This window comes from Qipengyuania sp. SM2507 (assembly GCF_053714505.1).
Genome location: NZ_CM132307.1, coordinates 2,890,404 through 2,916,246 on the forward strand (window position 1 = coordinate 2,890,404; position 25,843 = coordinate 2,916,246).

The 25,843-nt window shown below is 64.7% G+C and carries 31 protein-coding genes; 13 read left to right on the forward strand and 18 right to left on the reverse strand.

Annotation, left to right across the window (positions count from 1 at the left end):
- Positions 1–73: 73 nt before the first annotated feature.
- Genes ACWIKC_RS14040 through ACWIKC_RS14065 form a run of 6 tightly spaced genes read right to left on the reverse strand, consistent with a single transcriptional unit; the run spans position 74 to position 5,948 of the window.
- On the reverse strand, positions 74–1,051 hold the full coding sequence (locus ACWIKC_RS14040; protein WP_454598060.1) for a ParB/RepB/Spo0J family partition protein: 978 nt from the start codon (positions 1,049–1,051) through the stop codon (positions 74–76).
- Positions 1,048–1,839, reverse strand: a complete 792-nt coding sequence (locus ACWIKC_RS14045; RefSeq protein ID WP_454598061.1) for a ParA family protein — start codon at positions 1,837–1,839, stop codon at positions 1,048–1,050. Before ACWIKC_RS14045 ends, ACWIKC_RS14040 begins: the two co-directional genes overlap by 4 nt.
- A complete protein-coding gene (gene rsmG, locus ACWIKC_RS14050; protein ID WP_454598062.1) occupies positions 1,836–2,468 on the reverse strand; it encodes a 16S rRNA (guanine(527)-N(7))-methyltransferase RsmG in 633 nt (210 codons plus the stop codon). Before rsmG ends, ACWIKC_RS14045 begins: the two co-directional genes overlap by 4 nt.
- Positions 2,465–4,321, reverse strand: coding sequence for a tRNA uridine-5-carboxymethylaminomethyl(34) synthesis enzyme MnmG (gene mnmG / locus ACWIKC_RS14055; RefSeq protein ID WP_454598063.1), 1,857 nt, complete (start codon positions 4,319–4,321; stop codon positions 2,465–2,467). Before mnmG ends, rsmG begins: the two co-directional genes overlap by 4 nt.
- A gap of 59 nt (positions 4,322–4,380) precedes the next feature.
- Complete coding sequence (mnmE, locus tag ACWIKC_RS14060) at positions 4,381–5,667, reverse strand: tRNA uridine-5-carboxymethylaminomethyl(34) synthesis GTPase MnmE (RefSeq protein WP_454598064.1); 1,287 nt, start codon at positions 5,665–5,667, stop codon at positions 4,381–4,383.
- A gap of 14 nt (positions 5,668–5,681) precedes the next feature.
- The gene (locus tag ACWIKC_RS14065; protein ID WP_454598065.1) at positions 5,682–5,948 is read right to left on the reverse strand and encodes a DUF6489 family protein; all 267 of its coding nucleotides are present in this window, start codon (positions 5,946–5,948) and stop codon (positions 5,682–5,684) included.
- Between the two features lie 94 nt (positions 5,949–6,042).
- Between ACWIKC_RS14065 and ACWIKC_RS14070 the strand changes: the two genes are divergently transcribed.
- From ACWIKC_RS14070 to ACWIKC_RS14080, 3 genes are read left to right on the forward strand one after another with little or no spacing between them, the layout of a single operon-like run.
- A complete protein-coding gene (locus ACWIKC_RS14070; protein WP_454598066.1) occupies positions 6,043–6,741 on the forward strand; it encodes a dienelactone hydrolase family protein in 699 nt (232 codons plus the stop codon).
- A gap of 13 nt (positions 6,742–6,754) precedes the next feature.
- Positions 6,755–8,344 carry an FMN-binding glutamate synthase family protein gene (locus ACWIKC_RS14075; RefSeq protein WP_454598067.1) on the forward strand — a complete coding sequence of 530 codons (1,590 nt, stop codon included), beginning with the start codon at positions 6,755–6,757 and terminating at the stop codon, positions 8,342–8,344.
- Complete coding sequence (locus ACWIKC_RS14080; RefSeq protein ID WP_454598068.1) at positions 8,341–8,739, forward strand: nuclear transport factor 2 family protein; 399 nt, start codon at positions 8,341–8,343, stop codon at positions 8,737–8,739. Before ACWIKC_RS14075 ends, ACWIKC_RS14080 begins: the two co-directional genes overlap by 4 nt.
- Here ACWIKC_RS14080 and ACWIKC_RS14085 read toward each other — a convergent pair.
- From ACWIKC_RS14085 to hemE, 4 genes are all read right to left on the reverse strand, one after another.
- On the reverse strand, positions 8,736–9,149 hold the full coding sequence (locus ACWIKC_RS14085) for a BLUF domain-containing protein (RefSeq protein ID WP_454598069.1): 414 nt from the start codon (positions 9,147–9,149) through the stop codon (positions 8,736–8,738). The two genes, ACWIKC_RS14080 and ACWIKC_RS14085, sit on opposite strands and share 4 nt — an antisense overlap.
- A 100-nt stretch (positions 9,150–9,249) precedes the next feature.
- Positions 9,250–10,515: a transcription termination factor Rho gene (rho, locus tag ACWIKC_RS14090; protein WP_454598070.1), complete on the reverse strand. Its 1,266-nt coding sequence runs from the start codon at positions 10,513–10,515 to the stop codon at positions 9,250–9,252.
- A gap of 201 nt (positions 10,516–10,716) precedes the next feature.
- Complete coding sequence (locus ACWIKC_RS14095; RefSeq protein WP_454598071.1) at positions 10,717–11,160, reverse strand: CopD family protein; 444 nt, start codon at positions 11,158–11,160, stop codon at positions 10,717–10,719.
- Positions 11,161–11,193: 33 nt separating this feature from the next.
- The gene (gene hemE / locus ACWIKC_RS14100; protein ID WP_454598072.1) at positions 11,194–12,210 is read right to left on the reverse strand and encodes a uroporphyrinogen decarboxylase; all 1,017 of its coding nucleotides are present in this window, start codon (positions 12,208–12,210) and stop codon (positions 11,194–11,196) included.
- A 314-nt stretch (positions 12,211–12,524) separates the two neighbouring features.
- On the opposite strand from hemE, the gene ACWIKC_RS14105 reads away from it, so the two are divergent.
- From ACWIKC_RS14105 to ACWIKC_RS14145, 9 genes are all read left to right on the forward strand, one after another.
- Positions 12,525–13,370, forward strand: coding sequence for a pyruvate, water dikinase regulatory protein (locus tag ACWIKC_RS14105; RefSeq protein ID WP_454598073.1), 846 nt, complete (start codon positions 12,525–12,527; stop codon positions 13,368–13,370).
- A complete protein-coding gene (locus tag ACWIKC_RS14110; protein WP_454598074.1) occupies positions 13,367–13,975 on the forward strand; it encodes a Maf family protein in 609 nt (202 codons plus the stop codon). Before ACWIKC_RS14105 ends, ACWIKC_RS14110 begins: the two co-directional genes overlap by 4 nt.
- The gene (gene aroE / locus ACWIKC_RS14115; RefSeq protein ID WP_454598075.1) at positions 13,972–14,829 is read left to right on the forward strand and encodes a shikimate dehydrogenase; all 858 of its coding nucleotides are present in this window, start codon (positions 13,972–13,974) and stop codon (positions 14,827–14,829) included. Before ACWIKC_RS14110 ends, aroE begins: the two co-directional genes overlap by 4 nt.
- A complete protein-coding gene (gene coaE, locus ACWIKC_RS14120; RefSeq protein ID WP_454598076.1) occupies positions 14,826–15,434 on the forward strand; it encodes a dephospho-CoA kinase in 609 nt (202 codons plus the stop codon). Before aroE ends, coaE begins: the two co-directional genes overlap by 4 nt.
- A 49-nt stretch (positions 15,435–15,483) precedes the next feature.
- On the forward strand, positions 15,484–16,179 hold the full coding sequence (gene dnaQ, locus ACWIKC_RS14125; RefSeq protein ID WP_454598077.1) for a DNA polymerase III subunit epsilon: 696 nt from the start codon (positions 15,484–15,486) through the stop codon (positions 16,177–16,179).
- Positions 16,180–16,254: 75 nt separating this feature from the next.
- Complete coding sequence (gene hpf, locus ACWIKC_RS14130; RefSeq protein ID WP_454598078.1) at positions 16,255–16,821, forward strand: ribosome hibernation-promoting factor, HPF/YfiA family; 567 nt, start codon at positions 16,255–16,257, stop codon at positions 16,819–16,821.
- Between the two features lie 41 nt (positions 16,822–16,862).
- Positions 16,863–17,315 carry a PaaI family thioesterase gene (locus ACWIKC_RS14135; RefSeq protein WP_454598079.1) on the forward strand — a complete coding sequence of 151 codons (453 nt, stop codon included), beginning with the start codon at positions 16,863–16,865 and terminating at the stop codon, positions 17,313–17,315.
- Positions 17,316–17,318: 3 nt separating this feature from the next.
- On the forward strand, positions 17,319–17,654 hold the full coding sequence (locus ACWIKC_RS14140; protein WP_454598080.1) for a DUF1491 family protein: 336 nt from the start codon (positions 17,319–17,321) through the stop codon (positions 17,652–17,654).
- 225 nt (positions 17,655–17,879) lie between these two features.
- Positions 17,880–18,524, forward strand: coding sequence for a cell wall hydrolase (locus ACWIKC_RS14145; protein WP_454598081.1), 645 nt, complete (start codon positions 17,880–17,882; stop codon positions 18,522–18,524).
- 29 nt (positions 18,525–18,553) lie between these two features.
- Here the strand turns inward: ACWIKC_RS14145 and xth are convergent, their stop codons facing one another.
- The 3 genes from xth to ACWIKC_RS14160 are packed head-to-tail and all read right to left on the reverse strand — an operon-like array spanning position 18,554 to position 20,158.
- Positions 18,554–19,327: an exodeoxyribonuclease III gene (gene xth / locus ACWIKC_RS14150; protein ID WP_454598082.1), complete on the reverse strand. Its 774-nt coding sequence runs from the start codon at positions 19,325–19,327 to the stop codon at positions 18,554–18,556.
- A 38-nt stretch (positions 19,328–19,365) separates the two neighbouring features.
- Positions 19,366–19,695: a HesB/IscA family protein gene (locus ACWIKC_RS14155; RefSeq protein ID WP_454598083.1), complete on the reverse strand. Its 330-nt coding sequence runs from the start codon at positions 19,693–19,695 to the stop codon at positions 19,366–19,368.
- 31 nt (positions 19,696–19,726) lie between these two features.
- Positions 19,727–20,158: a CBS domain-containing protein gene (locus tag ACWIKC_RS14160; protein ID WP_454598084.1), complete on the reverse strand. Its 432-nt coding sequence runs from the start codon at positions 20,156–20,158 to the stop codon at positions 19,727–19,729.
- A gap of 143 nt (positions 20,159–20,301) precedes the next feature.
- Here ACWIKC_RS14160 and ACWIKC_RS14165 point away from each other — a divergent pair, with 143 nt between their 5' ends.
- Positions 20,302–20,574 (forward strand): hypothetical protein, encoded by a 273-nt coding sequence (locus ACWIKC_RS14165; protein ID WP_454598085.1) that lies wholly within the window; start codon positions 20,302–20,304, stop codon positions 20,572–20,574.
- Between the two features lie 6 nt (positions 20,575–20,580).
- Here ACWIKC_RS14165 and ACWIKC_RS14170 read toward each other — a convergent pair whose 3' ends face one another.
- From ACWIKC_RS14170 to ACWIKC_RS14190, 5 genes are all read right to left on the reverse strand, one after another.
- A complete protein-coding gene (locus ACWIKC_RS14170; protein WP_454598086.1) occupies positions 20,581–20,970 on the reverse strand; it encodes a (2Fe-2S) ferredoxin domain-containing protein in 390 nt (129 codons plus the stop codon).
- On the reverse strand, positions 20,963–23,107 hold the full coding sequence (locus ACWIKC_RS14175; protein ID WP_454598087.1) for a dipeptidyl-peptidase 5: 2,145 nt from the start codon (positions 23,105–23,107) through the stop codon (positions 20,963–20,965). The genes ACWIKC_RS14170 and ACWIKC_RS14175 overlap by 8 nt, the downstream gene beginning before the upstream one ends.
- Positions 23,108–23,163: 56 nt before the next feature.
- Positions 23,164–23,652, reverse strand: coding sequence for a DUF2497 domain-containing protein (locus ACWIKC_RS14180; RefSeq protein WP_454598088.1), 489 nt, complete (start codon positions 23,650–23,652; stop codon positions 23,164–23,166).
- Positions 23,653–23,724: 72 nt separating this feature from the next.
- Positions 23,725–25,206 carry a TolC family outer membrane protein gene (locus tag ACWIKC_RS14185; protein WP_454598089.1) on the reverse strand — a complete coding sequence of 494 codons (1,482 nt, stop codon included), beginning with the start codon at positions 25,204–25,206 and terminating at the stop codon, positions 23,725–23,727.
- Entirely contained in the window at positions 25,206–25,808 is a 603-nt protein-coding gene (locus ACWIKC_RS14190) for a protein-L-isoaspartate O-methyltransferase family protein (RefSeq protein WP_454598090.1), read from the reverse strand. Before ACWIKC_RS14190 ends, ACWIKC_RS14185 begins: the two co-directional genes overlap by 1 nt.
- Between the last annotated feature and the right edge of the window lie 35 nt (positions 25,809–25,843).

The window sequence follows — 25,843 nt, forward strand, 5'->3', positions numbered from 1 at the left end:
CGAATGGACGTCGAGGCACCTGGTTGCGCCGCGCGACTTCTTGGCAAGTCGTGGGTTTAAACCTCTGTAAAAACTAGATTTCTCCGCCGGTCAGCCGCTGACAGAGCAGGTCGAGCTGGTCAAGGCTGCGAAAGCGGATCGACACTGCCCCCTTGGAGGTGTCGCTTTCTGACGTGATCCGCACCGGCATTCCGAGGAACTCCTCGAGGTGGTTCTGGACTGCCACGATATCGGCATCGGCAGGTGGGGCCCCGTTTGCGCGGGGGGCCTTGGCCGCAGCCCCATCCGACTTCGACTCGCCGGAACGGCGCGCCAGCTTCTCGACCTCGCGCACCGAAAGCTTGTCCTTCACCGCGCGGCGAGCAAGCGCGACAGCATCGTCATGCCCGATCAGCGCACGGGCATGCCCCATCGACAGCGCGCTATCGGCGAGCAGCGCCAGAATTTCGTCGGGGAGCGCAAGCAGTCGCTGCATGTTCGCGACATGGCTGCGCGATTTGTCGACCATCTCGGCGATCTCGGCCTGGGTCATCTCCTCCTCTTCGGAAAGGCGGTGATAGGCGCGCGCCTCCTCGACCGGGTTGAGATCCTCGCGCTGGAGGTTCTCGATCAGCGCCAAAGCCATTACCTCGCGGTCATCGAGGGTGCGGATGATGGCAGGAATGTCGTGCAATTGCGCCTTCTGCGCCGCGCGCCAGCGACGCTCGCCGGCAACGAGCTGGTAGCTGCCATCGCCCTTGGGGCGGACGATGATCGGCTGAATCACCCCGCGCGCAGCGATCGAGGCGGCCAGTTCACCCAGCGCGGCATCGTCGAAATGGGTCCGCGGCTGGCCCGGGAGCGGGGAGATCGAGGCGATCGGCAGGTTTCTCAACCCGTTATCGGCTGATCCTGTGCTGGATTGTTCGGTCGCATCGCTCGATCCATCACCAGCGTCGCGCCTGACCAGCGGTTCCTCCCGCTGGACCTCGCCCATCAGCGCGCCGAGGCCGCGACCCAATTTGCGCTTGCGTGCCGCACCCTTGTTGGCGGCTTCGGTCCCGTCGCTCATGCGGCTTTCCTCTTCTCGGGCAGGCGGCCGATCAATTCTCTTGCCAGCGCGATATAGGCGCGGCTGCCGACGCATTGATGGTCATAGACCAGTGCCGGCATCCCATGGCTTGGCGCCTCGGAGAGCCGGACATTGCGCGGGATGACCGATTCGAACACCAGCGGACCCAGGCAGTCGCGGACATCGTCGGCAACCTGGTCGGTCAGCCGATTGCGGCGGTCGAACATGGTCAGCACCACCCCGACAATGCCGAGATCCGGATTGAAGCGCTGCTGGACGCGCTCGACCGTCTGCAGCAATTGACTCAGGCCCTCGAGCGCAAAGAATTCGCACTGCAACGGGACCATCATCGTATCCGCGGCGCTCATCGCGTTGAGCGTCAACAAGCCAAGCGATGGCGGGCAATCGATGAAGCAGACGTCGTAGGATGAGAACCCACCCTTTCCCGCAGGTTCGAGCGCCCGGCGCAGCCGCGCGGTGCGGTCTTCGACCTGGACGAGTTCGATCTCTGCACCGGAAAGGTCCTGCGTCGCGGGAACAATGTCGAGACCGGGAATATCAGTCTCTTGAGCGCATTGATCGAGCGTCGCTTCCTCGAGCAGCAAGTCGTAGCTGGTGTATTCGCGGTGTGCGTTGTCGATGCCGAGGCCGGTCGATGCGTTGCCCTGCGGGTCGAGATCGATCAGCAGCGTCTTCCACCCGGTGGCGGCCATCGCAGTGGCGATATTGATGGCGGTGGTGGTCTTGCCCACCCCACCCTTCTGGTTGGCGATCGCAATCGTGATCATCGCTTCAGCTCCACTTGGCCGCGTCCCACCACGATACCGGCATCGTCTCCGGTTTGCGACTGTTCCACGTGGAACATTGCGCGCAGCGCCTTGGGCAGGCTCTCGACTTCTTGCGCTGCCGACCGCCCCTTGGGCAACAGCCAAGTGGTGTCGCTTGTGGAGAAGCGCGCGGAGAGGTCGAGCAATTTGGGCATGGGAGCGAATGCTCGGGCGCTGATTACTGCGGCATCGAAGCTTTCGACCAGTTCCAGGCGATTGCCCTCTATCCGGCAGTTCGCGAGTTTCAAGTCTGCCGCAATGCTCTGCAACCACTCGATTCGCCGATTGCGCGATTCGACCAGATGGATGGTCCAGTCCGGGCGCATGATCGAGATAACGAGGCCAGGAAAACCAGCGCCAGAGCCAAGGTCAAGCCACGGCCCCTTTGTTTCACGTGGAACATGGTCGAGCAATTGTGCGGAATCGGCCAAATGCCTCATCCAGACAATGGGTTCCGTCGGCTTGGAGATAAGGTTTTGAAGGGCGTTTTCCCGGATCAGCGAAGTAACCAGCTCGTCCAGACGCGTCATCGCGCGCTCATCACAGCGATCCGCGACATAGGCCCTTGCATCGGCTTCGCTGGAAATCATCGGTTTGCCCAGGCCTGCTTGCGGGCATGAACCAAAACCGCGGCGAGAGCGGCGGGGGTTATGCCCGGAACGCGCGAAGCGGCACCCAGCGTCGCTGGTGTAGCGGAGGCAAGCCGCTCGACCATTTCATTGGAAAGTCCAGGCACCTGCCCATAGGGGAAAGCCGCAGAGAGCCTCAGTGCCTCGCTGGCGCGCAGATCGCGCAACTCGCCCTCCTGCCGCGCGAGATAGGGCGCGTATTGGGCGTCCTCGATCATCTCGGTGGCAAGATCGTCGTTCCACGCGAGATCGTCGGGCGTAAGCGACCGGAGCGCTTCACGTGTGACGATACCGCCTTGCACCCACTCCTCCAGCGTACGTGATCCGGCATCGGACTTCACGTCCACCCCCTGCCTCTTCAGATCCTTTGGCCCGAGAGAATGCTCGAAAGCCGCAGACCATTCCTGGCGCTCGCCCTCTCTCCGTGCGAACCATTGGGCGCGTTGGTCCCCGATGCATCCGAGCTCGAGCCCGATCGGGGTCAGCCGCGAGGGAGCGTTCCCTGCGCGCAGCCGCAGGCGATATTCGGCGCGCGAGGTGAGCATGCGGTACGGTTCGCTGACTCCCTGGAGGACCAGATCGTCGACCATCACCGCCATGTAGGAATTGGCTCGGTCGAGCCGCGGCGCTTCACGCCCAAGGGCATCGGCCGCCGCGTGCATCCCTGCCACGAGGCCCTGCGCCCCCGCCTCTTCGTACCCCGTGGTCCCGTTGATCTGGCCAGCGCAATAGAGCCCCGGGATCGCCTTGACCTGCAGATCCGACCCGAGCGCACGCGGATCGATGTGGTCGTATTCGACCGCATAGCCCGGGACCACCATCTCGACCCGCTCCAAGCCCTGCATGCTGCGCAACATCGCGAGTTGGACATCCTCAGGCAGCGAGGTGCTGATGCCATTGGGATAGACCATCGCGCTGCCCAACCCCTCCGGCTCCAGGAACACCTGGTGGCCGTCGCGGTCGGCGAAGCGATGGATCTTGTCCTCGATCGAGGGGCAATAGCGCGGCCCCTGCGCCCCTATCGCGCCTGAAAACATTGGCGAACGGTGGAGATTGGCCGCGATGATCTCGTGGCTGCGCGCATTGGTGCGGGTGATGGCGCAGAAGATCTGGGGATTCCCGCGCGATGGCGTGAGCGGGGACATCGTCCATTCCTCGCCATCGGACGGCTGCTCCTCCAACAACGACCAGTCGATCGAGCGCCCGTCGAGACGCGGCGGAGTGCCGGTCTTTAGCCGCGCCATCGGCAGTTCCGCCTCGCGAAGCTGCTCGGCCAGCCGGCTCGCCGCAGCTTCGCCCACGCGCCCACCCTCGACGCGGGTATCACCGCGGTAAAGAATACCGCCCAGGAAGGTGCCGGTACAGAGAATGACGCGCTCGGCCGTAAGCGCCGACCCATCGGCCAGATCGATGCCGGTAACTCGCCCACCATCCAACCGCAGCGCCGCCACTTCACCGGCGATCAATTCCAGATCACCCTGCCCCGGGAGCAAATGCTGGATCGCCCCACGGAACAGCACCCGGTCAGCCTGCACGCGCGGGCCCCAGACCGCACTGCCCTTCGAACGATTGAGCATGCGGTAATGGATGGCTGCGGCATCGGCGGCGCGTGCCATCAACCCATCGAGAGCATCGATCTCGCGTACCAGGTGGCCCTTGCCGATGCCGCCGATCGCCGGATTGCAGCTCATCGCGCCGATCATGTCGAGATCGAACGTCACCAGCGCGACGCGCGCGCCCATCCGCGCCGCGACAGCTGCCGCCTCGACCCCGGCGTGTCCGCCGCCAACCACGATGATATCGAATTGCGCCATTCGCTGGCGGATTAGTCGAGCAAAAGCCTCAGGTCAAAGCGCGTGTTTCACGTGAAACATCACTTGCCGATGCAGAAGCGTCCGAACAGCGTGTCGAGCATGTCCTCGGTCGAGGCGCGGCCCAGCAGGCGATCGAAGGCCACGCGCGCGCGACGCAGGTTCTCGCCAATAATCAAAAGATCCGTCCCGGTTTCGATGGACTGCAGGGCCGAAGCCGCCTCACCCACCCTTTCGCGCTGTTGCGCACTGAGCGCCGCGGCGCCCGGCTTCGGAAGTAAAAGTCGCGCGCGCTCGATCAGATCACTCTCGAGCCCGGCGAGGCCCGCACCGGTTACGGCCGAAACTACATGCTGCGGCGCCTGTTTGACCGGCGCACCGGCCTCGTCCGCGCGCGCTTGAGTCTCCAATGCGCCAGCCGGACCTTCGCCTTCGCTACCGAGCCACAACACCAGATCCGCGCGATCGAGCTGTTCGCGCGCGCGGTCCATGCCGATCGCCTCGATCGCGTCACTCCCTGCCTCATGGAGCCCAGCGGTGTCGACCAGGACGAAGGGCACGCCGCCAAACGCCACGGGCCGCTCGATCACATCGCGGGTGGTCCCGGCCAAAGGTGAGGTAATCGCCGCTGAATCGCGAACCAAGGCGTTGAAAAGGGTCGATTTCCCGCTGTTTGGTGGGCCGGCGAGAACGACCCTGATTCCGTCACGCAGTCGCTCCGCGCCGGGGCGTGCGAGCCAGCCGTCCATTTCAAACCGCAACCGTGCGACATCCTCAAAGAACGCAGGAGGCAGATCCTCGACATCGTCTTCGTCGGAAAAGTCCAGGCTTGCCTCGACCTGCGCGCCGAGCCGCAGGATTTCGCCGCGCCATTGTTCGACCTGCCCGGAAATCGCCCCGCCCAGCGCAGCCTGCGCCGAACGCCGCTGCAATTCGGTTTCAGCCGAAACCAGATCCGCCAGCGCCTCTGCCTCGGCAAGATCGATCCTTCCATTGGCGAAGGCGCGGCGGGTAAACTCGCCCGGCTCCGCCTTTCGCAGGCCTTCGAGCTGCGTCAGAGCGCGCTCCACCGCAGCGAGGACCGCCCGACCCCCGTGGCAATGGAACTCGGCGAGATCCTCGCCGGTAGCGGTCGCCGGGCCGGGAAACCACAGCACCAGCGCGCGGTCGAGCACTTCGCCCGCTGCAGTTGCATCGCGCAAGGTCCGCAGACTCGCCTGGCGGGGCTTCGGAAGGCCACCTGCGAGCTTCTCGACGGTCGCGCCCGCCCGCGGTCCGCTAACCCGGACGATCCCGATAGCAGCAGGTGGCGCGCCGCTCGAGACGGCGTAAATGGTTTCGCGGGGCAAGCGGCTTCCCGGCCTTAGGTCTTGGGTTCGTCCGGCGTCGGCTTGCCCGCAGCCTTGTTGGCGTTGGCGCCTTCCATAAAGCTCTGGAAAAGCTTGAAACCCGCCTGCCCCATCGGGGCGAGCTGGCGGGCGTATTCCTGCAGCTTGTCGGTGTCCGAAACGCCCTTCATCGCGCCCGCCATCATGTCGACATAGACCGCGTTGGCCTTGCCGACATCGGGCAGTCCCATGAAGCTGCGCGCCTCCTCGGGCGTACAGTCGATTTCGATATGGACCTTCATCGGGCTTCCTCCGTTAGTTCTTGTGCAGCCTATCTGGGTCTGCAAAGCGCGCGAGACAAGCGCACCGCGAAATTCCCCGAGGGAGACAAGCACGATGAGCGAGACCGTTTCGATTTCGACCCTGTCCGGCGATGACAATTTCACCACCTATGTCGCGCGCCCTGCCGGCGAGCCCAAAGCCGCCATCGTGGTGATCCAGGAGATATTCGGGGTCAACGCCGGCATCCGCCGCAAATGCGACCGGCTGGCCGAGGAAGGCTATCTTGCGGTCGCCCCCGACCTTTTCTGGCGGCTCGAGCGCGGGGTCGAGCTCGACCCCGATGTCGAACCCGAATTCGAACGCGCACTCGAAATGATGGGCAAGTTCGATCAGGATCAGGGCATTCGCGATATCGAAGCCACGATCAAATGGGCGCGCGCGGAGAGTGGTGGCAAGAAGGTCGGCTGCGTCGGGTACTGTCTGGGCGGCAGGCTCGCCTACATGACCGCGGCTCGCACGGATGTGAACGCCACGGTCGGCTATTACGGCGTCGGTATCGACGGGCTGCTGCGCGAAAAGGACGCGATCGCGCATCCGCTGATGCTGCATATCCCGACCGAGGACGGTTTCGTCGACAAGGACACCCAAAAAGCTATGCACGAGGGTCTGGACGACCACCCCAAGGTGACGCTGCACGATTACGAAGGCCTCGATCACGGCTTCGCGACCGAATTCGGCAAGCGCCGTGCGGAAGAAGCGGCCCAGCTCGCCGACAAGCGCACTGCGGAATTCTTCGCGGAGCATCTGGGCTAGGGAGGTCACCGCTTTGGAGCGGCTGCCCGCGCGCTACCTCATCCCTGCGCTATTGCTGGCGCTGATCGCGCTGGCGTGGCTGCTGGAGCCGCTCAACTGGGCCCTGTGGCTGCTCGTCCCGGCCATGGCACTGACGATCTGGGATTTCTTCCAGCAGAGCCACACGCTGTGGCGCAATTACCCGCTGTTTGCCCGCATCCGCTGGTTGATGGAGGATTTGCGTCCGTTTGCGCAGGCCTATGTGGTCGAAGGCGATCTCGAGGGTCGCCCCTTCAGCCACCAGGAGCGCGCGCTTGTCTATGCTCGCGCCAAGGGCGATCTCGATTCGCACCCGATGGGGACAGAACTCGACGTCTATTCGGATGAATACGAGTGGCTCGGCCATTCGATCGTCCCGCGCGACGAAATTCCGAAAAACTGGAGCGTTGGGGTGGGCGCGGGAACCTGTTCCAAACCCTACGCCTCATCGCTGCTCAATATCTCAGCGATGAGCTTCGGATCGCTCTCGGCGCGGGCAATCGAAGCGCTCAACCAGGGCGCGAAGCTTGGTGGTTTCGCGCACAATACCGGCGAAGGCAGCATCAGCCGCTATCACCGCAAGCCCGGCGGCGATCTGATCTGGGAACTGGGGAGCGGGTATTTCGGCTGCCGGCAGCCCGACGGCTCCTTCGACCCCGAGCAGTTCCGCGACAATGCCGCTACCGATCAGGTCAAGATGATCGAGGTCAAGCTGAGCCAGGGCGCAAAGCCGGGCCATGGCGGGGTCCTGCCGGGGACCAAGGTCACCCGGGAGATTGCCGAAGCGCGCGGTGTTCCGGTCGGCGAAACGGTCGTCTCGCCCGCGGCGCATCCGACGTTCTCGACACCGATCGAACTGCTCGAATTCCTTACCCGGTTGCGCGAACTCTCGAGCGGCAAGCCGGTAGGGATCAAATTATGCGTCGGCCACCCGCACGAGATCTTCGCGATTGGCAAGGCGATGGTCGAGACCGGCCTGCATCCCGATTTTATCACCGTCGACGGTGCCGAGGGCGGTACCGGTGCCGCGCCGCTGGAGCTCAGCAATTCGGTCGGCATGCCGCTGCGCGAAGGGCAGATCTTCGTTCGCAACATGCTGGTCGGCACCAATTTTCGCGACCGGGTCAAGATCGCCGCCGCGGGAAAGATCCATTCGGGCGCGCAGATGGCGAAATCCTTCGCGCTGGGCGCGGACTGGTGCAACGCAGCGAGGCCTTTCATGTTCGCGCTGGGCTGCGTCCAGTCGATGAATTGCCACACCGGCCACTGCCCCACGGGGATCGCGACGCAGGAAGAATGGCGCCAGCGCGGGCTGGTGATCGAGGAAAAGGCCCCGCGCGTCGCGCGTTTCCACAAGGCGACGCTCCACTCGCTGCGCGAGATCGTGGTCGCCATGGGGCTCGAATCGCCATGGGACATCGCGCCGCACGACATGCGCGAGCGGCTCAACGGAGCACGCTCCGACGCGATCGACCGGATTTATACCTTCGTCGAACCCGGCAAATTGCTGCAGGAGGCGGATGAGACGCCGCTGGCGCGTCATTGGCGGGCCGCGCGGTCCGACAGCTTCAGGAGAGCGGAATGAACACACACAAGGGCCTCGAGCGCTGGCACAGGGTGATCGCCGACGGAAGTTCGACCACCGACCTTGCAGCGATCATTCATCCCGATGCCGTGTTCCATTCCCCCGTGGTCCACACCCCGCAGCGCGGACGCGATCTCGTGGTGGCTTATCTTGCCGCGGCCGGACAGACGCTGGGCAACGACAGCTTCCGCTATGTCCGCGAACTGGTCGATGGCGAAAATGCCATGCTCGAATTCACAACCGAGATGGAAGGAATCGCGGTCAATGGGGTCGATATCATCCGCTTCGACGAGGAGGGAATGATCACCGATTTCAAGGTGATGGTCCGTCCGCTCAAGGCGGTGAACAAGGTCTGGGAAATGATGGCCGCGCAGCTGGAACGGACCAAGGGCTAGGCGGTCCGTTTCAGCGAGCCAAGGTCGGCATAGGTCAGGAATTCGTCCACCAGATTCATACATCGCGGCCCGATGTCGCGTTGAGACAGGATCCGAAGGATTTCGTCGCCGCCCTCCGCACCCGACCCCAGACGCCGCATCCGCCAATTGGGAAAGCACCGCTTGAGTGCAGGTTCGCGGTAATGAACGGTCAGATCGCAATGGCGCGGATCGCGCTTCAGAACGTCGAGCAATTCGTCGAGCGCCTGCCCCTCACCTTCCACCAACTGCAGAAACCGGTCCTGATGAAAGATCAGGAAGCCCGTGACATCGCGTACGGGATTGTTGCGCGCGGAAGTCTCGATGATCCGGAAGACCTCGTCACTCGGGAGATCCGTGCTCGCGCGGCTAGTGTATAAAATGCGGTCCATGGCGTATTCCTTTATACGCCAGCCACTCGCACAGCTTTCCCTAGCAACCGGTTAACCGCAATCGCCGCTTCGATGACCGGGCAGCGATTGCGCGCACGGCCTACTGGTTCATCGTCTCGAAGAAGTCCTCGTTGGTCTTGGAATCCTTCATCTTGTCGAGCAGGAATTCCATCGAATCGATCGTGCCCATCTGCATGAGGATGCGGCGCAGCACCCACATCTTGGAGAGCTTGTCCTTCTCGACCAGCAGTTCTTCCTTGCGGGTGCCGGACTTGCCGACATCGAGAGCGGGGAAGATGCGCTTGTCGGCGACCTTGCGGTCGAGGACGATTTCCGAGTTACCGGTGCCCTTGAACTCCTCGAAGATGACCTCGTCCATACGGCTACCGGTGTCGATCAGCGCGGTGGCGATGATCGAGAGCGAACCGCCCTCCTCGATGTTGCGCGCGGCACCGAAGAAGCGCTTGGGACGCTGCAGCGCGTTGGCGTCGACGCCGCCGGTCAGCACCTTGCCCGAGCTCGGAACGACGGTGTTGTAGGCGCGGCCCAGGCGGGTGATCGAATCGAGCAGGATGACGACATCCTTCTTGTGCTCGACCAGCCGCTTGGCCTTCTCGATCACCATTTCGGCGACCTGGACGTGACGGTTTGCCGGCTCGTCGAAGGTCGAGGCGATAACCTCGCCCTTCACCGAACGCTGCATGTCGGTGACTTCCTCGGGCCGCTCGTCGATCAGCAGGACGATCAGGAACACCTCGGGGTGGTTGTCGGTGATGGCCTTGGCCATGTTCTGCAGCAGCACGGTCTTGCCGACCCGCGGCGGTGCGACGATCAGCGCGCGCTGGCCCTTGCCCTGCGGCGAGATGATGTCGATCACCCGCGCCGACTTGTCGAGCACGGTCGGATCGAGCGTGTCGAGCGAAAGCTTCTCGTCGGGATAAAGCGGCGTGAGGTTGTCGAAATTGGTGCGGTGGCGAACCTGGTCGGGATCTTCGAAATTGACCTGCGTCAGCTTGGTCAGCGCGAAATAGCGTTCGCCTTCGCGCGGTGCGCGGATTTCGCCTTCGACCGTATCGCCGGTACGCAGGCCCCATTTGCGGACCTGATTGGGGGAAACATAGATATCGTCGGGACCGGCGAGGTAATTGGCCTCGGGCGAACGCAGGAAGCCGAAGCCGTCCTGCAGCACCTCGATGGTGCCGATCCCCATGATCTTTTCTTCGTATTCCTCATCCTCAGCCAGCTCGCGAAGAATGCAGAACATCAGATCCTGGCGGCGCATCGTGGACGCGCCCTCGACCCCGAGTTCCTCGGCCATCGCGACCAAGTCGGCAGGCGGTTTTTCTTTCAGATCCTTGAGATGCATGGATAGTCTCGAACAATGAGGGAAAGGCAATGGGAGCTGGCCGGGAGGTCTGTATGCCCTGAGACGATGCGCAGGACGTGCTTGGGGAAAGCGGACCCGGACCCGTCGGAACGCGGGACCTGTAACCGGTAGGATGGATGCGGAATTAGGACCGCGCCGCCGCCGCGTCAATCGACAATGCGCGCGGCAGCCGCGTCGCTGCTAGAAGGGCTTGATCACCGCCAGCACCACGATCAGCGCCGCCGCGAGACCCGGCACCTCGTTGAGCAGCCGCAGATTGCGCCCGCTGAGCGCATAATCACCGCGTGCCAGCTTCTTGGCATAGGCGCTCATCCAGCCGTGATAGCCCGACAGCGCCAGCACCAGCACCAGCTTGGCGATAAACCAGCCCTGCGTGTGCGCGCCGGTCGTGACGACCAGCGCCAGACCCAGGATCCACACCACTACCAGCGACGGCGTCAGGATGATCTTGAGCAGCCTGCTCTCGCGGTCGACCCAGCGCGCGGCCTCGTCGGACCCGACCGGCGCCTCCTGGTGATACACGAAAAAGCGTGGCAGCATGAACAGCCCCGCCATCCAGAAGATCACGAAGATCAGATGGCCGGCTTTGAGCCAGTAATAGGTCATCGAGAGAATTTCCTGCATCGCCAGCCCATCTAGGCAGCCTGCCCGCTCGCGTCACCCCCTGACGCAGGCGAGCAGCCGCTCCACATGCGCGATCGGCGTCCGGCGGTCGATGCCATGACCGAGGTTGAACACATGCGGCCGATCGGAAAAGGCATCGAGGATCACGCGGCAGCGCTTCTCCAGCTCGTCGCTTCCCGCCAGCAGCAGCAAGGGATCGAGATTGCCCTGCACCGGCATGCCTTCGGGCAGTTCGCGCGCCGCCCAAACGGGGTCGATCGTCTCGTCCACGCCGACCGCCTGAACCCCGGTCTCGCGGGCATAGGCGGGGAGTTTCTCGCCAGCGCCCTTGGGAAAACCGATGACCGGAAGCTCGGGGAAGCGCTGGCGCAAGGCAGCGGTGATTCTCGCATTGGGGGCGATAACCCAACGTTCGAACTCGGTCGGCGCGAGACTGCCAGACCAGCTGTCGAACAGCTGGATCGCCTCGGCGCCCGCCTCGACCTGACCGCAAAGATAATCGATCGTCTGGTAGGCGATGGCATCGATGATCGCCTGCATCGCGCCCGGATCGCGATAGGCCAGCGCGCGCGCATCATGCTGGTCGCGGCTGCCCTCGCCGGCGACCATATAGGTCGCGACGGTCCAGGGGCTGCCGGCAAAGCCAAGCATGGTCACATGATCGCTCAGACGCTCCCGGCACAGCCGTACCGTCTCGTAGACCGGCTCGTAGCGGCTGGGATCGGGCTGCAGTGCCTCCAACGCCGCATCGACCAGCGGCGGCGACAGCTTGGGGCCCTCGCCCGCCAGGAACTCCAGATGCTGACCCATCGCATGCGGAACGATCAGGATATCGGAAAACAGGATCGCACCATCGAAGCCGAAGCGCTCGATCGGCTGCAGCGTGACCTCTGCGGCGGCCGGACTGTCGTAGACGAGGTCGAGAAACCCGCCCTTCTCGGCACGCAAAGCACGGTATTCGGCCAGATAGCGCCCCGCCTGGCGCATCAGCCATACGGGGGGCTTTGCCGCGCGCTGGCCAGCGAGAGTGTCGAGCAGGAGACCGGGCATCGTGCGAGTCCAATCCAAAAAATAAGATTCTATATAGATTGATGGAGTTAGTTGGCCCTGTGGAGATCGGGCATAGCGGGTTCCTGCCCGATTTCTCCCGCGATGCAAAGTCTCGCCTGCCGACCCGACTCGCCGCCGCAGCGGAGTCGAGTCATACTTATGCCTGCTGTCCCCAGCCTGTTCACATCCCTCCCGTCCTGTCGACAAACGACGGGAGCAAATGACTCGCAGTGGGTATGGAATTGGCTCCCAACTTGTCGTCAGGCCTGTCCCGTGGTTTATGCTGGCTATTCTCCACAGGGCCGGGAGCCGCAGTGAGCCGTATCCATCTCCACCTCGTTTCGGACTCCACCGGGGAGACGCTCGAGATGATCGCCAAGGCGGCGATCGCCCAGTTCGAAGACGCCGAGGTGGAGCGGCATTTCTGGCCGATGGTGCGTTCGCGCCAGCATCTCGACCGGATCGTCCCCGAGCTTTCCGCCAATCCGGGTATCGTCCTCTACACGCTCGTCAATCCGGAAACGCGCGCGCGGCTCGAGGAGCATTGCCGCACCCTGTCGCTCAACGCCGTTCCGGTGCTGGACGGGGTAACAGCCGCGCTCGAGGGGGCGTTGGGACGCGAGGCGCAGGGGCGGCCCGGGCGCCAGCATCTGATGGATCAGGCCTATTTCGACCGGGTCGAGGCGATCCAGTTCACTATCGCGCATGACGACGGGATCGGCTGGGAAAACTGGGAGGAGGCCGATATCCTGCTCGCGGGCGTCTCGCGCTCGTCCAAGACCCCCACGAGCATCTATCTCGCCAACCGCGGGTACAAGGTCGCCAATATCCCGCTGGTGGTCGAAAGCCCGCCGCCGCCGTCGCTGTTCAACCTGCGCCATCCGCTGGTCGTCGGTCTGACCACCGCCCCGGAGCGGCTGGTGCAGATTCGGCGCAATCGCCTGCTGACTCTGAATGAGAGAACACAGACCTCCTATGTCGATTCCGAACAGGTCACATCCGAAGTCCAATTTGCTCGCCGGATGTTCGCCGACAATGGCTGGCCGGTGATCGATGTGACCCGTCGCTCGATCGAGGAGACCGCCGCGGCGATCATCAAGCTGCTGGGCGAGCGCCAGCGCCGCGACGATACGTCGTTCGAAGGGGTGAAGCCGATATGAGTGCCGGTCTTGGTGGCAGCGGGCTGATCCTCGCCTCGGGCAGCGCATCGCGCCAGGTCATGCTGGAGGCGGCCGGTGTCCGTTTCGAGGTCGAGAAACCCGATGTCGACGAGCGCGCCCTCGAGGCCGAGATGGAGGGCGCCGAGCCCGAGGAGATCGCCCAGGCGCTGTCCGCCGCGAAGGCAGTCGCAGTATCCGCGCTGCACACCGGCACCCCCGTGCTGGGCAGCGATTCGCTGGTCGAAGTCGAGGGCCGGCGGTTCGACAAGCCCGCCAGCCGTGAGCAAGCAGCCGAACATCTGCGCTTCTTCTCGGGCAGGACCATGACTCTCCACAGCGCGGCAGCACTGGCGAAAGATGGCCGCGTCGTCTGGGTCGGATCGGATTTCGCCCGGCTGCGGGTGCGCGAGTTGAGCGAGGAGTTCATCGCGGCCTATCTCGATGCCGAATGGCCCGCGGTCTCCTATTGCGTTGGAGTGTTCCGGATCGAGGGCCCCGGGGTGCAATTGTTCGACAGTGTGATGGGCGATCAGTTCACCGTGCTCGGGATGCCCTTGCTGCAGGTGCTCGGCGCGCTGCGCGAGCAGGGAATCCTGCCAGAATGAGCACGCCCTACGCCGAGGTGATCGGCGATCCGATCGCGCAATCCAAATCGCCTGCAATCCACAATTTCTGGCTCGAGAAGCTCGGGATGGCGGGCGAGTATCGCGCAACCCGCGTCGCGTCCGATGGCCTGGCCGCATACTTCGCCGAGCGCCGCGATGATCCCGATTGGCGCGGCTGCAACATCACCATGCCGCACAAGCAGGCAGCGATGGAGCTGCTCGACCGGATCGAACCTCTCGCCAAGCGGGTCGGCGCGGTCAACACCGTGCACCGTGCCAAGGATGGCGCGCTTGTCGGACGCAACACCGATGTCGCGGGCTTCCTCGAGCCACTGGGCGAGCGCCTTGCCGAGCGGCACCTGTTTCGCATGGCGCGGGTGATCGGCACCGGCGGCGCGGCGCGCGCGATCGTTGCCGGTCTGGCCCAGGAGGGTTTCACGCTGGTGCTGGCGGGGCGCGATCCCGACAAAGCGCGCGCGCTTCTCGAGGAGCTCGCCCTCAACGGCGAGCATCACGCCGTTCCGCTCACCGCTTTCGAGGGCACGACCGACTTCCGTTTCGACGATCGCGAGGGATGTTGCGATCTGGTGGTCAATGCCAGCCCGCTGGGGATGCGCGGCCAGCCGCCGCTGGCTTTCGACTGGAGCCATGCGCCGCCAGGCAGCCTCGCCTATGACATCGTCACCGATCCGGTGGAGACCCCCTTCCTGCGCGATGCCCGCCAGGCCGGATTCGAGACCGTCGACGGGTTCGCCATGCTGATCGGTCAGGCGGCGCGCGCTTTCGAACATTTCTTCGGTGCAGCGCCCCCGCGCGAACTTGATTCCGCATTGCGCGAAAAGCTCACCGCGTGACTCGCCCGCTGATCCTCGGCCTCACCGGCTCGATCGGAATGGGCAAGTCGACCGTTGCCGCCATGTTCGAGACCGCGGGCGTGCCGGTGTTCGATGCCGATGCGGTCGTGCGGTCGATGCAGGGGCCGGGAGGCGCACTGGTCGCAGCGATCGAGGCGGCGTTCCCCGGCAGCACCGGCCCTGAGGGCGTGAGGCGCGATGCGCTCGGGGAGCAGGTGTTCGGCGACAAGGCAGCGCTCGCGCGGCTGGAAGCGATCGTCCATCCGGCGGTGGCCGCGCGACGGGTCGAATTCCTCATCGAGCACGGCGGCGCGCCGATGGTGGTGTTCGATATCCCGCTGCTGTTCGAGAAGGGCGGCGCGAACCAGGTCGATAAAGTCCTCGTCGTTTCCGCGCCCGCCGAGGTCCAGCGAGCCCGCGTGCTGGCGCGCCCGGGAATGACCGAGGACAAATTCGCGCATATCCTCTCGCTTCAGACCCCCGACGCAGACAAGCGCGCAGCGGCAGATCATGTGATTCCCACCGGCGTACCGCTGGCCGAAACCGAGGCGCAGGTGCGTGCGTTGATCGAGCGTTTGCGCCTGGAACGTGCGTCTCAGCCCTGAATTTCCCCTCCCCTTGAATCTGCGGCGAATCGGGTCGATAGACTCAGCAATGCGTGAAATCGTCTTCGACACCGAAACGACCGGACTGGATCCCAAGACCGGCGACAGAATGGTCGAGATCGGCTGTGTCGAAATGGTGGATCTCGTGCCGACCGGCGAGACCTTCCACGCCTATTACAATCCCGAACGCGACATGCCCACGGGCGCCGAGGCGGTGCACGGACTGTCGGCGGCCTTTCTCTCGGACAAGCCGCTGTTCCGCGATGGCGCGTCCGCGCTGCTCGAGTTTATCGGCGATTCGCCGCTGGTGGCGCATAATGCCGGGTTCGACTTCGGCTTTCTCAACACCGAGCTCGGGTTGTGCGGGCTGGAAGCGGTCTGCCTCACCCGCATGATCGACACGGTGTCTCTGGCGAAGAAGCGCCATCCGGGTGCCAAGCTTTCGCTCGACGCGCTGTGCTCGCGCTACGGGATCGATCGCAGCCATCGGGTCAAGCACGGCGCGCTGCTCGATGCCGAATTGCTCGCGCAGGTTTATGTCGAACTCAAGGGGGGGCGACAGATCGGTCTGGCGCTAGCGGCCGAGGCCGAGGCGCGCACCACCGACACCCTCAGCGAAACGCGCGTCCGGCGCGCCCCAACAGGTGATTACCGCGCTCCTCGCCCACATTCGGCCTCGGTCGAGGAACTGGCGCGCCACGCAGCCTTTCTATCACAGATGCAGCAGCCGCTCTGGCAGCGATAGCCGGGCCGGTGACAGGAATTCCGGCAAACGAGGCCGGATCGGGATCTGCACGGACGATTGAGGAGAACGATTGCTATGGATATCCGCGTCTCAGGGCACCAGATCGACACCGGCAGCGCGCTGCAGGATTACGTCACCGATCGCCTCAACGGCATGGTCGAGAAATACTTCAGCCGCGCGCACTCCGCCAATGTCACCTTCGGCAAGGCGGCGGGTGGATCCTTCAGCAGCGATATCATCACCCATGTGAACAAGGGTCTTATCCTCAAGGCGCATGCCGAGGCACATGACGTCCACCAGGCCTTCGACCACGCAGCCGGGAAGATGGAAAAGCAGCTGCGGCGCTACAAGCGCCGGGTGCAGGATCACCATGCCCAGTCCGCTCCGGCCGAGCAGGACGAGCAGGCCGGCTACACCATTTTTGCCGCACCGCAGGTCGAGGAAGAGGCCGAGCAGGCCGATTCGCCAGCGGTGGTCGCCGAGACCACCGCCGATATTCCCGAGGTGAGTGTGGCCGATGCGGTGATGATGCTCGATCTGCGCGACACCGGGGCGCTGTTCTTCAAGAATGCGGCCAGCGGGCGACACAACATGGTCTATCGCCGCCGCGACGACACGATCGGCTGGGTCGAACCGCGCTGATTGGCGCGGATAGACGCAACTAGAGTGAAGGCAGGGTTTCGATGAGCGGCGCCGATACGCACTACCGCGCGCTGGAGCGGTTGTACGGCTCTGCGCCGATCAATGCCAAATTCGCCTCTTCGATCGAGATCCTCGCCGAAGGCAGCGCGCGAATCACATTCGATGTCACCGAAGCGAGCTACCACGCGGCGGGTGCGGCCCACGGGACGATCTATTTCAAGATGCTCGACGATGCCGCCTTCTACGCCGCGAACACGCTGGCGACCGACCGCTTCCTGCTGACCACCTCGTTCAACCTCCATTTCACCAAGCCGGTGCGCGCGGGGCGGGTGGTGGCCGAGGGTCGCTGGATCAGCGGGCGGCGGCGGGTGCTGGTGGCCGAAGCACGGCTGGTCGATGGCACGGGCGAGGAGATTGGGCGAGGAACGGGCACCTTCATGCGCTCGCGAATCGCGCTGTCCAGCCTGCCCGGCTATTCGTCGGGCGATGACTGACCGATGGGTGCGCGGCTCCCGGCCCATCTCGAGGTTTCGGGTATTCTGCGCATGGCGCAATCCGCCGGAGGCTTCGGAACCGTGGTTTCCCGCGGCGAACGGGATGCCGGGACGATCCTGCTGTTAACCCTCGAGCGTGGCAAAAATGCCCGCCTGTGGGAGCGGATGCCGCAGCTCGATGGCGCCCGAAGTTTCGAGGTAACCAATTCGGAAGATCCTGAAAAACCGAGTAAAATTCAAGAATATATCGCTCGTCGAACCGCTCAGGACCAGGATTGCTGGATCATCGAGCTGGATATCGACGATGCAGACCGCTTCGTCGCATCGCTGCCCGGTTAACTTGACATGATAACAAATGAGACTATTTGCCCGCCCACTTCGTGAGCGCGGGCGGCTGGTGCGGCAATAGGGTCGACTGGCAAGCGCGTAGACGGGGGATGGCCGGCAGGCCCGTGACGAACCGATAGAAAGGCGCCCATACCAGGCGCCCGGTTCCAGCCTGCGACGGGTCCGTTCACCGCACAGTATTGCAAAACCATGGTTCGCAAGACGATGACTGCCACTGTGGCGGCCGTAGCCGCAGGCATAGTACTTACCTTCGCCGGAGCCGAAACCTCCGGCGCTTTTGCGCAGGAATCCGGGCCAGTTCCCGAATCGACCGAGCTCCCCGAAGAGGTGATGCCGGTGTTCGTCGCCAAGCCGGTAATCCAACCGGTTCCGGCCGAAGAGGTTCCCAGCGACGATTTCTCCGATCTTTCAGACCCGGAATTTCCTGACGCGGCTGCGAGCGCCAGCTCGCTTCACGCGCTCGTCTCCGTAACCCCGACCGACGGCGCGCTCTCCGAAGAGCTGCATTGCCTCGCCGGTGCGGTCTATTTCGAATCGCGCGGCGAACCGCTCGCGGGCCAGCTCGCGGTGGCGCAGGTTGTCATCAACCGCAGCGAATCGCGCCAGTTCCCTGCGAGCTATTGCGGTGTTGTCCACCAGCGCTCGCAATTCTCCTTCGTGAAGAACGGCCGCATGCCGAGCATCCGCCGGGGATCGTCGGCCTGGCAGCGCGCCAAGGCGATCGCCCGGATCGCGCATCAGGGCATGTGGGAAAGCGAAGCCGATGATTCGCTCTATTTCCACGCCAATTACGTGCGCCCCAGCTGGAGCCGCAGCAAGCAGGCCCGCGCGCGGATCAACACCCATATCTTCTATCGCTGACGGATCGACTGCCCCCACGGGGGCAGTCGCTAGTCCTTGAGCTGCACCCAGACGGGGGCGTGGTCGCTGGCTTTCTCGCGCCCGCGGTGTTCCTTGTCGACACCCACGGCCGACAGCCGGTCGGCCAGCTCGGGCGTGAGCAGGAGGTGGTCGATGCGAAAGCCGTGGTCGCGCTGCCAGGCACCCGCCTGGTAGTCCCAATAGGTCCACACGCCGCCGCGCGGGTTGAGCGTGTCGATCGCATCGGTCCAGCCATCCGCCAGCAAGCGTGCATAGGCGTCGCGCGATTCGGGTTGCATCAGCGCGTCATTGGCCATGGCCCGGGGCGACCAGACGTCCTTATCCTCGGGGATGACGTTGAAATCGCCGACCAGCGCGGTGGGGATCTCCTGCGCCCAGAGCGAGGCGGCGTGCGCGCGCAGCCGCTCCATCCAGGCCAGCTTGTAATCGAATTTGGGGCCGGGCAGCGGATTGCCGTTGGGCAGGTAGATCGACGCGACCCTTACCCCGGCAACGTCGGCCTCGAGATAGCGCGCCTGCTCGTCCTCGGGATCTCCCGGAAGCCCGCGCTGGGTCTCGACCGGTTCGATCCCGTCGGCCAGGATCGCGACGCCGTTGAAACCCTTCTGTCCGTGCCAGATCGCCTTGTAGCCGATCGCCTCGAACTCATCGGCGGGAAAGCCTTCGTCCTGCGTCTTGATTTCCTGCAGGCAGGCGACCGTGGGTCGGGTCTCCTCGAGCCATTCTTTTAGCCGTGGCAGGCGGGCCTTGATCCCGTTGATGTTGAAGGTGGCGATTTTCATGGCGGCGCTTGTGCCGCAAAGCGCCGCGGTGGTCTAATTCAAATCCCGAAGCTGGAGCCGCAGCCGCAGCCGGCGGCGGCCTGCGGGTTCTCGACCTTGAAGGCCGCGCCCCCGAGCGATTCGACGAAATCCACCGTGCTTCCCGCCACAAGGTCGAGGCTGACCGGATCGACCACCAGCCGCACGCCCTCGGTCTCGCTCACCAGATCGTCGCCATCGGCGGCATCGGTGAGGCCGAACTTGTACTGGAAGCCCGAGCAGCCGCCCCCCTCGACCGAGAGCCGGAGGATCGCAGGCTTGGCCTGCTTTTGCGCGATCGCGGCAACGCGCTTCGCGGCGGAAGGGGTGAGAGTGAGCATGTCGGCCATGCACCTGATGTAGTAGGCCCGAGGGCCGCACTCAAGCGGTGCTGATATATTGCCGCATGTGAGCGGCCTCGTTCTCGATCTCGTCGATGTGCGATTTCACCAGATCGCCGATCGAAACGAAGCCGCACATCTCCGCGCCGTCGAGCACCGGGAGGTGGCGAATTCGACGCCTGGTCATCAGCGCCAGCGCATCGTCTACCTTGGTCCCGCGCTCGACCGTGATCGCGGGAGAGGTCATCACCTCGCCGACGACCCGGTCGAGGCAGGCCGAGCCTTCGCTGGCCATATGGTGGATGACGTCGCGTTCGGAGAAGATGCCCACCACCTCGCCCGCCTTCATCACCGGCAGGGCGCCGATCCGGCGGCTGTCGAGCAGCGCAACCACGTCGCGCACCGGCGTGTCGACATCGCAAGTGATGATCTCGGAGCTCGCGCGGCATTCGATCAGTCTGGCAATATCCATCGCATCTCTCCCAAAGGCCGGTGTCCGGCTCTGGCGCGAGGATGCCATTTTCGTCGGCAAAAGGCGAATCGGCGCTTTCTCGAGAGGGGGCGGCGGGCGGCGAGAACCTTGCAACTGCCTGGCAGGATGCGCATGTGCGCCCCATGGCCCGCAATTCCCCGCTCGACGATCCGCAGACCGCAGCCTTCGCCTGGGCGCGCTATCGGCGGATCATGCGCTTCATGCTGCTGATCACCGTGGGCGTCGTCGCGCTCGCGATTGCGTTGCTCTACGATGGCGAGAGCGCGGCATCGGTGCATTACTACATCGCCATCGCGCTGGGGATCGGCTTCACCATGCTGCTCGCCGGCGCGCTGATGGGGCTGGTGTTTCTGTCGTCGGGCACCGGGCACGACGATTCGATCGACGACAAATAGGCTCGATCAGCCCAGCGGGCGCAGCCGGTAGTCCTCGACTGGTACCCCGCCGATCAGATGTTCCTGGATGATCCGCTCGAGGACCTCGGGCGTGCAGGAATGGTACCAGACGTAATCGGGGTAGACGAGCGCGATGGGTCCGCCCGCGCAGATCTGCAGGCAGTCGGCCTTGGTCCGCTGGAACCCGCCCGAGCCGTCGGCGCGGCGGGGTCCCGCGAGACGCAATTGCTTGAGCCGCAGCTTGAGATAGCCCCAGGCGCGCTTGCCCTCCTCGCGCGAACAGCATTTCTGCTTCTCGGCCAAAGCGCACAGGAAGATGTGCCGCTCGATGTCTTCTCCGGCCACCTTGGCGAGCGCCTTGCGCGCTTTCTCGACCGGTCTGTCGGGCCTATTCACCGGCGGGCTTGAGCCAGCGGTCGAGCCAGGCGAAGACGGTGTCGTGCCATTGCAGCGAATTCTTCGCGCCCAGCACCCAGTGGTTTTCGCCGGGAAAGACCAGCAGCTGGCTGGGGATGCCGCGTTCCTGCAGCGCGGTGAAGCTCTGGATCCCTTGCGTGTAGGGGACGCGGAAATCCTTTTGGCCGGTGATCACCAGCATGGGGGTCTGCCATTGGTCGACGAAATTGACCGGGTTCCAGCGCTCGTAGGTCTCGGTCTGCTCCTGATAGCTGCCGCCGAAATCCCAGCGCGGAAACCACAGTTCCTCGGTCGCGTAATAGAAGCTGCGCATGTCGAACAAGCCGTCGTGCTGAACCAGGCAGTCGAACCGTTCGGGCCACTGCCCGGCGATCCAGTTCATCATGTAGCCGCCGTAGGAGGCGCCCATGGCGCAGGCGCGCTCGCCATCGATCTGCGGGTCGAGCGCCAGCGCGGCCGCGAGGCCCTTCTGCAAATCCTCCAGCGGCTTGCCGCCCCAGTCGCGGTTGATGGCGTCGGTGAAGGCCTGCCCGTAGCCGGTGCTGCCGTGGAAATCGACCGAGATCACCGCATAGCCCTGGCTGGCGAGCACGCGCGGATTCCAGCGGGTCGACCAGCCGTCGTTGAACGAGCCCTGCGGTCCGCCATGGACGTAGAGGATGGCTGGAAGCTGGCCCCGGGCATCCTCGGGCTTGGTGATCTGGCCCCAGACCGTGGCGCCTTCGGCACCGGGGAAGCTGAAGCGCTCGGTGACGATCGAGGCGAGCTGGCCCACTCGGGTCGATGCGACATCGGTCAGCGGTTCGGCCTGTTCCCAGCCGCGCGACAGAAAGAGCTCGGAGGGCGCACCGATCGAATCGCGGGTGAACAGCAAGCGATCGCCCGCCAGCGGGGTGGCATTGCCGATATGCGCTTCGTACCCCGCCATCAGGTCGAGCCGTTCGACCGAACCGTCGCGCGGGTCGATGCGGAAGGCGGGCGTGTCGAGCACATCCTGCGCGGTCGCCACGAGATAGCGCGAGTCGGGCGTCCAGGCGAGCGTCGAGAAGCTGCGGTCAAAGGCTTGCGTCAGCGCGCGGGTCTGCCCGGTGGCGAGATCGCGAAGCTGGACGACCATGCGATCCGATTCGTAGCCCGGTCGCGCCATCGCGAGATAGGCGAGATATCTGCCGTCGGGTGAAGGCGTGGGAAGCGCATCGCTGGCTTCGTTGGCCGCGGTAAGATTGGTTGGTGCAGTGCCCGATAGGTCGGACCACCAGATGTCGAGATTGGTCGAGATCGGCTCGCTCGCGCCGGTCTCGCGGGCGACGAAATAGACCCCTGAACCGCCGGGCGCCCAGGCCACGTCCTCACCGCCGCCGAAGGGCTTGGTCGGGGTGTCGCCGGTCGGACCACCGGAACCCACTGCACCGTCGAGCGCCCGGCCCTCGCCCGTCGCCTGGCCTTCTTCCATTCCGAAGACGAACACGCGGCTGAAGGTGCCCGGGGTTTCCCAGCTGTCCCAATGGCGGATGAAGCCGGCGTCGCCTTCGTAGAGCAGGCCGTCGCCGGGCCCGGTCAGATGGGCGGACCCATCGTCCTCGCAGCCGAATGTCGAGCAGTCGCGCGCGATCTCCGCCCAGACGGCTAGCGCATTGCCTTGGGGTGCCAGGGCGAAGCCTTCGATCCCTGTGGTGAGGTCCGCTGCGAGCATCGGTGCCCCTGCGGTGCCCTGAGGCCCGATCTGGATGCGCCACAAACGGCTGCGCTCCTCGCTACCTTCGGAAACCGCCCGGCTCGAGAGGAAATAGAGCGAACCATCGCCGCCGAACATCGCACTGTTGGCAGGACCACCAAGATCTAGGCGGACGGGTGTTGCGCCGGCATTGGCGAGATTGTGGAGATAAAATTCGCTGCTGCGTGCGTAGCTCTCGGGATCGGTCGTCGTGACCGAATAGACCGCCCAATTGCCGTCCTTCGACACGCTCGGCGCGCCCAGTCGCGGCATTGTGACCAGATCCGCGGCGCTCATCGCGGGGCGCGGGGCAGGAGGCTGGCCCTGCGCAGCGAGCGGGGTGGCGAGCGAGAGCGCGGCGGCGCTGGCGGCGAGGGTTGCGAGCCCGAAGCGTTTGTTCATGGTTCCGGCGTAGCCGCGCCGCGCGGCAAAGTTAAGCGCGATTGCGCAGGCGGTGTTTAGTCGCGCTTGCCCGCGATCCGGGAGATCTCGGCCTTGACCAGTTCCTCGACCATTTCAGGCAGGTTCTCGTCGAGCCATTGCGCCAGCATCGGGCGCAGCAATTCGCGGGTCAGCGCTTCGAGCGAGGTCTCGCCCGAGCGCACGATCTGCGGCTGCTTGCCGGGCCGCGATATCATCGCCAGCGCCTCGAAATTCTGCTGCATCGAGGCGCGGACGGTATCGGTGGTCAGCGGGGCGTCCTCGTCCTTGCAGGAGGTCTGGGCGAAATCCTCGGTGTCGGAATCCGCCGTCTCGGAGCCTTGCGCAACCATCGCCTCTTCATCAAGCTCGAGCACTTCCTCGACCGGTTCGACCCTGGTCGCGCTTGCCGGAGCCCGCGTGCGTTCGCGCCGTGTGGCCGTGGCGCCGGCGCGGTTGTCGCGTGCTATCACCTTCTTGATCGAATCGAGGATCTCTTCGACCGACGGTTCACCCGGTTGATGCATATTCATTCGCCCCTGCTTGCCACCAGCGCCTTCGCAATGTCGCGAATCGGCGCATAGCATCGCTGAACGAGGTTAATAAATGGAATCGCTCTCGCGTTCGTCGACCGGACCTATTTCCGCGGTCGCGGGGGGAAGTTCCGCGGTGCTGGTGCTTTCCACCACGGGATCGGGATCGCGCGACCAGTCCCACCATTGTCCCTGCACCCGGTCGTAATTGACCACCGGATCGTAGAGCAGGCCTTCATCGGCAAGGCCGAGATCGCGCGCTTCGGCCCGTCCCATCGCCGCCAGCAGGCTGAAGCCCGCGACATAGGCGTTGCGCCGCGCGGTCACCAGATTGACTCGCCCATTGAGCAGTTCCTGCTCGGCGTTGAGCACGTCGAGGACGGTGCGGTTGCCGATCGAATTCTCCGCACGGACGCCTTCGAGGCTGAGTTCGGCGGCGGAGACCGCGGTCAGGGAGCTTTCGATGATCGCGAGCGAAGCCTGCCAGCTTGAATAGGCGGCGCGGACTTGCGCGATGACGTCGCGTTCGACCGCGATCACCTGTTCGAGCGCTCCGGCAGCACGCGCCTGCGCCTGACGCTCGAGCGCGGCGGGACGACCGCCTTGGAAGATCGGAATAGAAAGCTGCACCCCGGCCTGCGCGGCCGTGGATGTCTGCGGAATGCCGACGCCACCAGCGCCGCCCAGCGTACCGGCGAAATTCTGATAGTCGCCGCCAAGGATAACCGAAACCCGCGGCAGGCGTCCTGCGCCGGCCACGTCGATATCGAGCGCGGCTGCATCCGCGCGCTCGCGCGACGCGATCAGGTCAGGATTGTTGTCCAGGGCGATTTCCACCGCCACGGCAACCGATTCGGGAAGGCCGGGAAGCGGCGGCGGCGGCTGGAGATCGTCGGGCGTTTCGCCGACCAGCTGGATGTAGGTCTCGCGCGCCGCGATCAGATTGGCCTGCGCTCCGCGAAAATCGCCTTCGGCCAGCGCCAGCCGGGCCTGTGATTGCGCCACATCGGTACGGGTGAGATCGCCGATCTCGAACCGGTCGCTGGTCGCCTGGAAATTGACGCCGAGCACTTCGACCTGGTTGGCGGTGAGGCCCAGGATCGCCTCGTTGCGCAGCACATCCATATAGGCCGCGACGACCTGGCTGAAGAGCGCGCTCTGCGTTGCCCGCAAATCCGCCCGGCCCGCACCGACCCGCACCTCGGCGGCGCGGATGGCGTTCTTCACGGCCCCGCCGGAATATATCGGCACCGACAGATCGGCACCGGCCGAGAACGCCCGTTCGGGCGCGGTGAAGCTGGTCGAACTCTGCTTGAGGAACTCGACATAGCTGCCGGTAGCGGTCACGCCCGGGCGTCCGGCAGCGCGTTCGATCGCCACATTCTCGTCGGTCGCGCGTTGCTGCGCGCGGGCGGCGGCCAGCGTCGGATTGCTGAGATAGGCCTGCGTCAGCGCCTCCTGGAGCGTGTCGGCATGCGCGGGCACGGCCAGAACAAGCGCCAGCGCGGCGCCGGACAATCCGAGACGGGCCACCCCTCCGCGTCGCATCAGAAGCTCCAGCTCGCCGGGCGGTCGAACTGGCCGAGGCGCGGAATGCCCATCTCGGCGAGCGGCAGCAGGCTGAGCGACTGGCCGATCTTGCGACCGGTGGCGAGGCGTGTGACACCGCGCTCGATCAGGCCGGTGACCACCCGCCCATCCTCGACGATCCGCAAGGAAAGTTCGGCGGGCAATTGTTCGATGGCGCCATCGATCAGCAGCAGATCGGCGGCTTCGAGCTTGGCCTTGCCCTGCGCACCTTCGGATGCGGAGATGGTTTCGACCGAAGCGACGAGCGGACGGACGAGTTCGGCGAGATAACCGCTGCCGCCATCGACGATCAGCACCTTGTCGGTGAGCCGCGGACGCGCTTCCTCGAGCATCGTACCGTGGAACACCGGGGCGGGAAGAAACCCGCCATCGGGCAGCCGGATCGCGCGGTCCATATAGGCAGTGCCACGCGCGGTCTCGGGGACGAAATCCTCGCGCGCGACCGCGCCCATGCGTTCGAGCACGAAGCGCTCGTTAACGCCGCTGGTGCGCAGCTGGCCGTCGATCATCGCGCGGCGGGCGGCTGAAAAATCGGCGGGACGGTCGATTGTGGTGGTCATGAATCTATCCAAAGGCTCGTGCACTGTATTACATA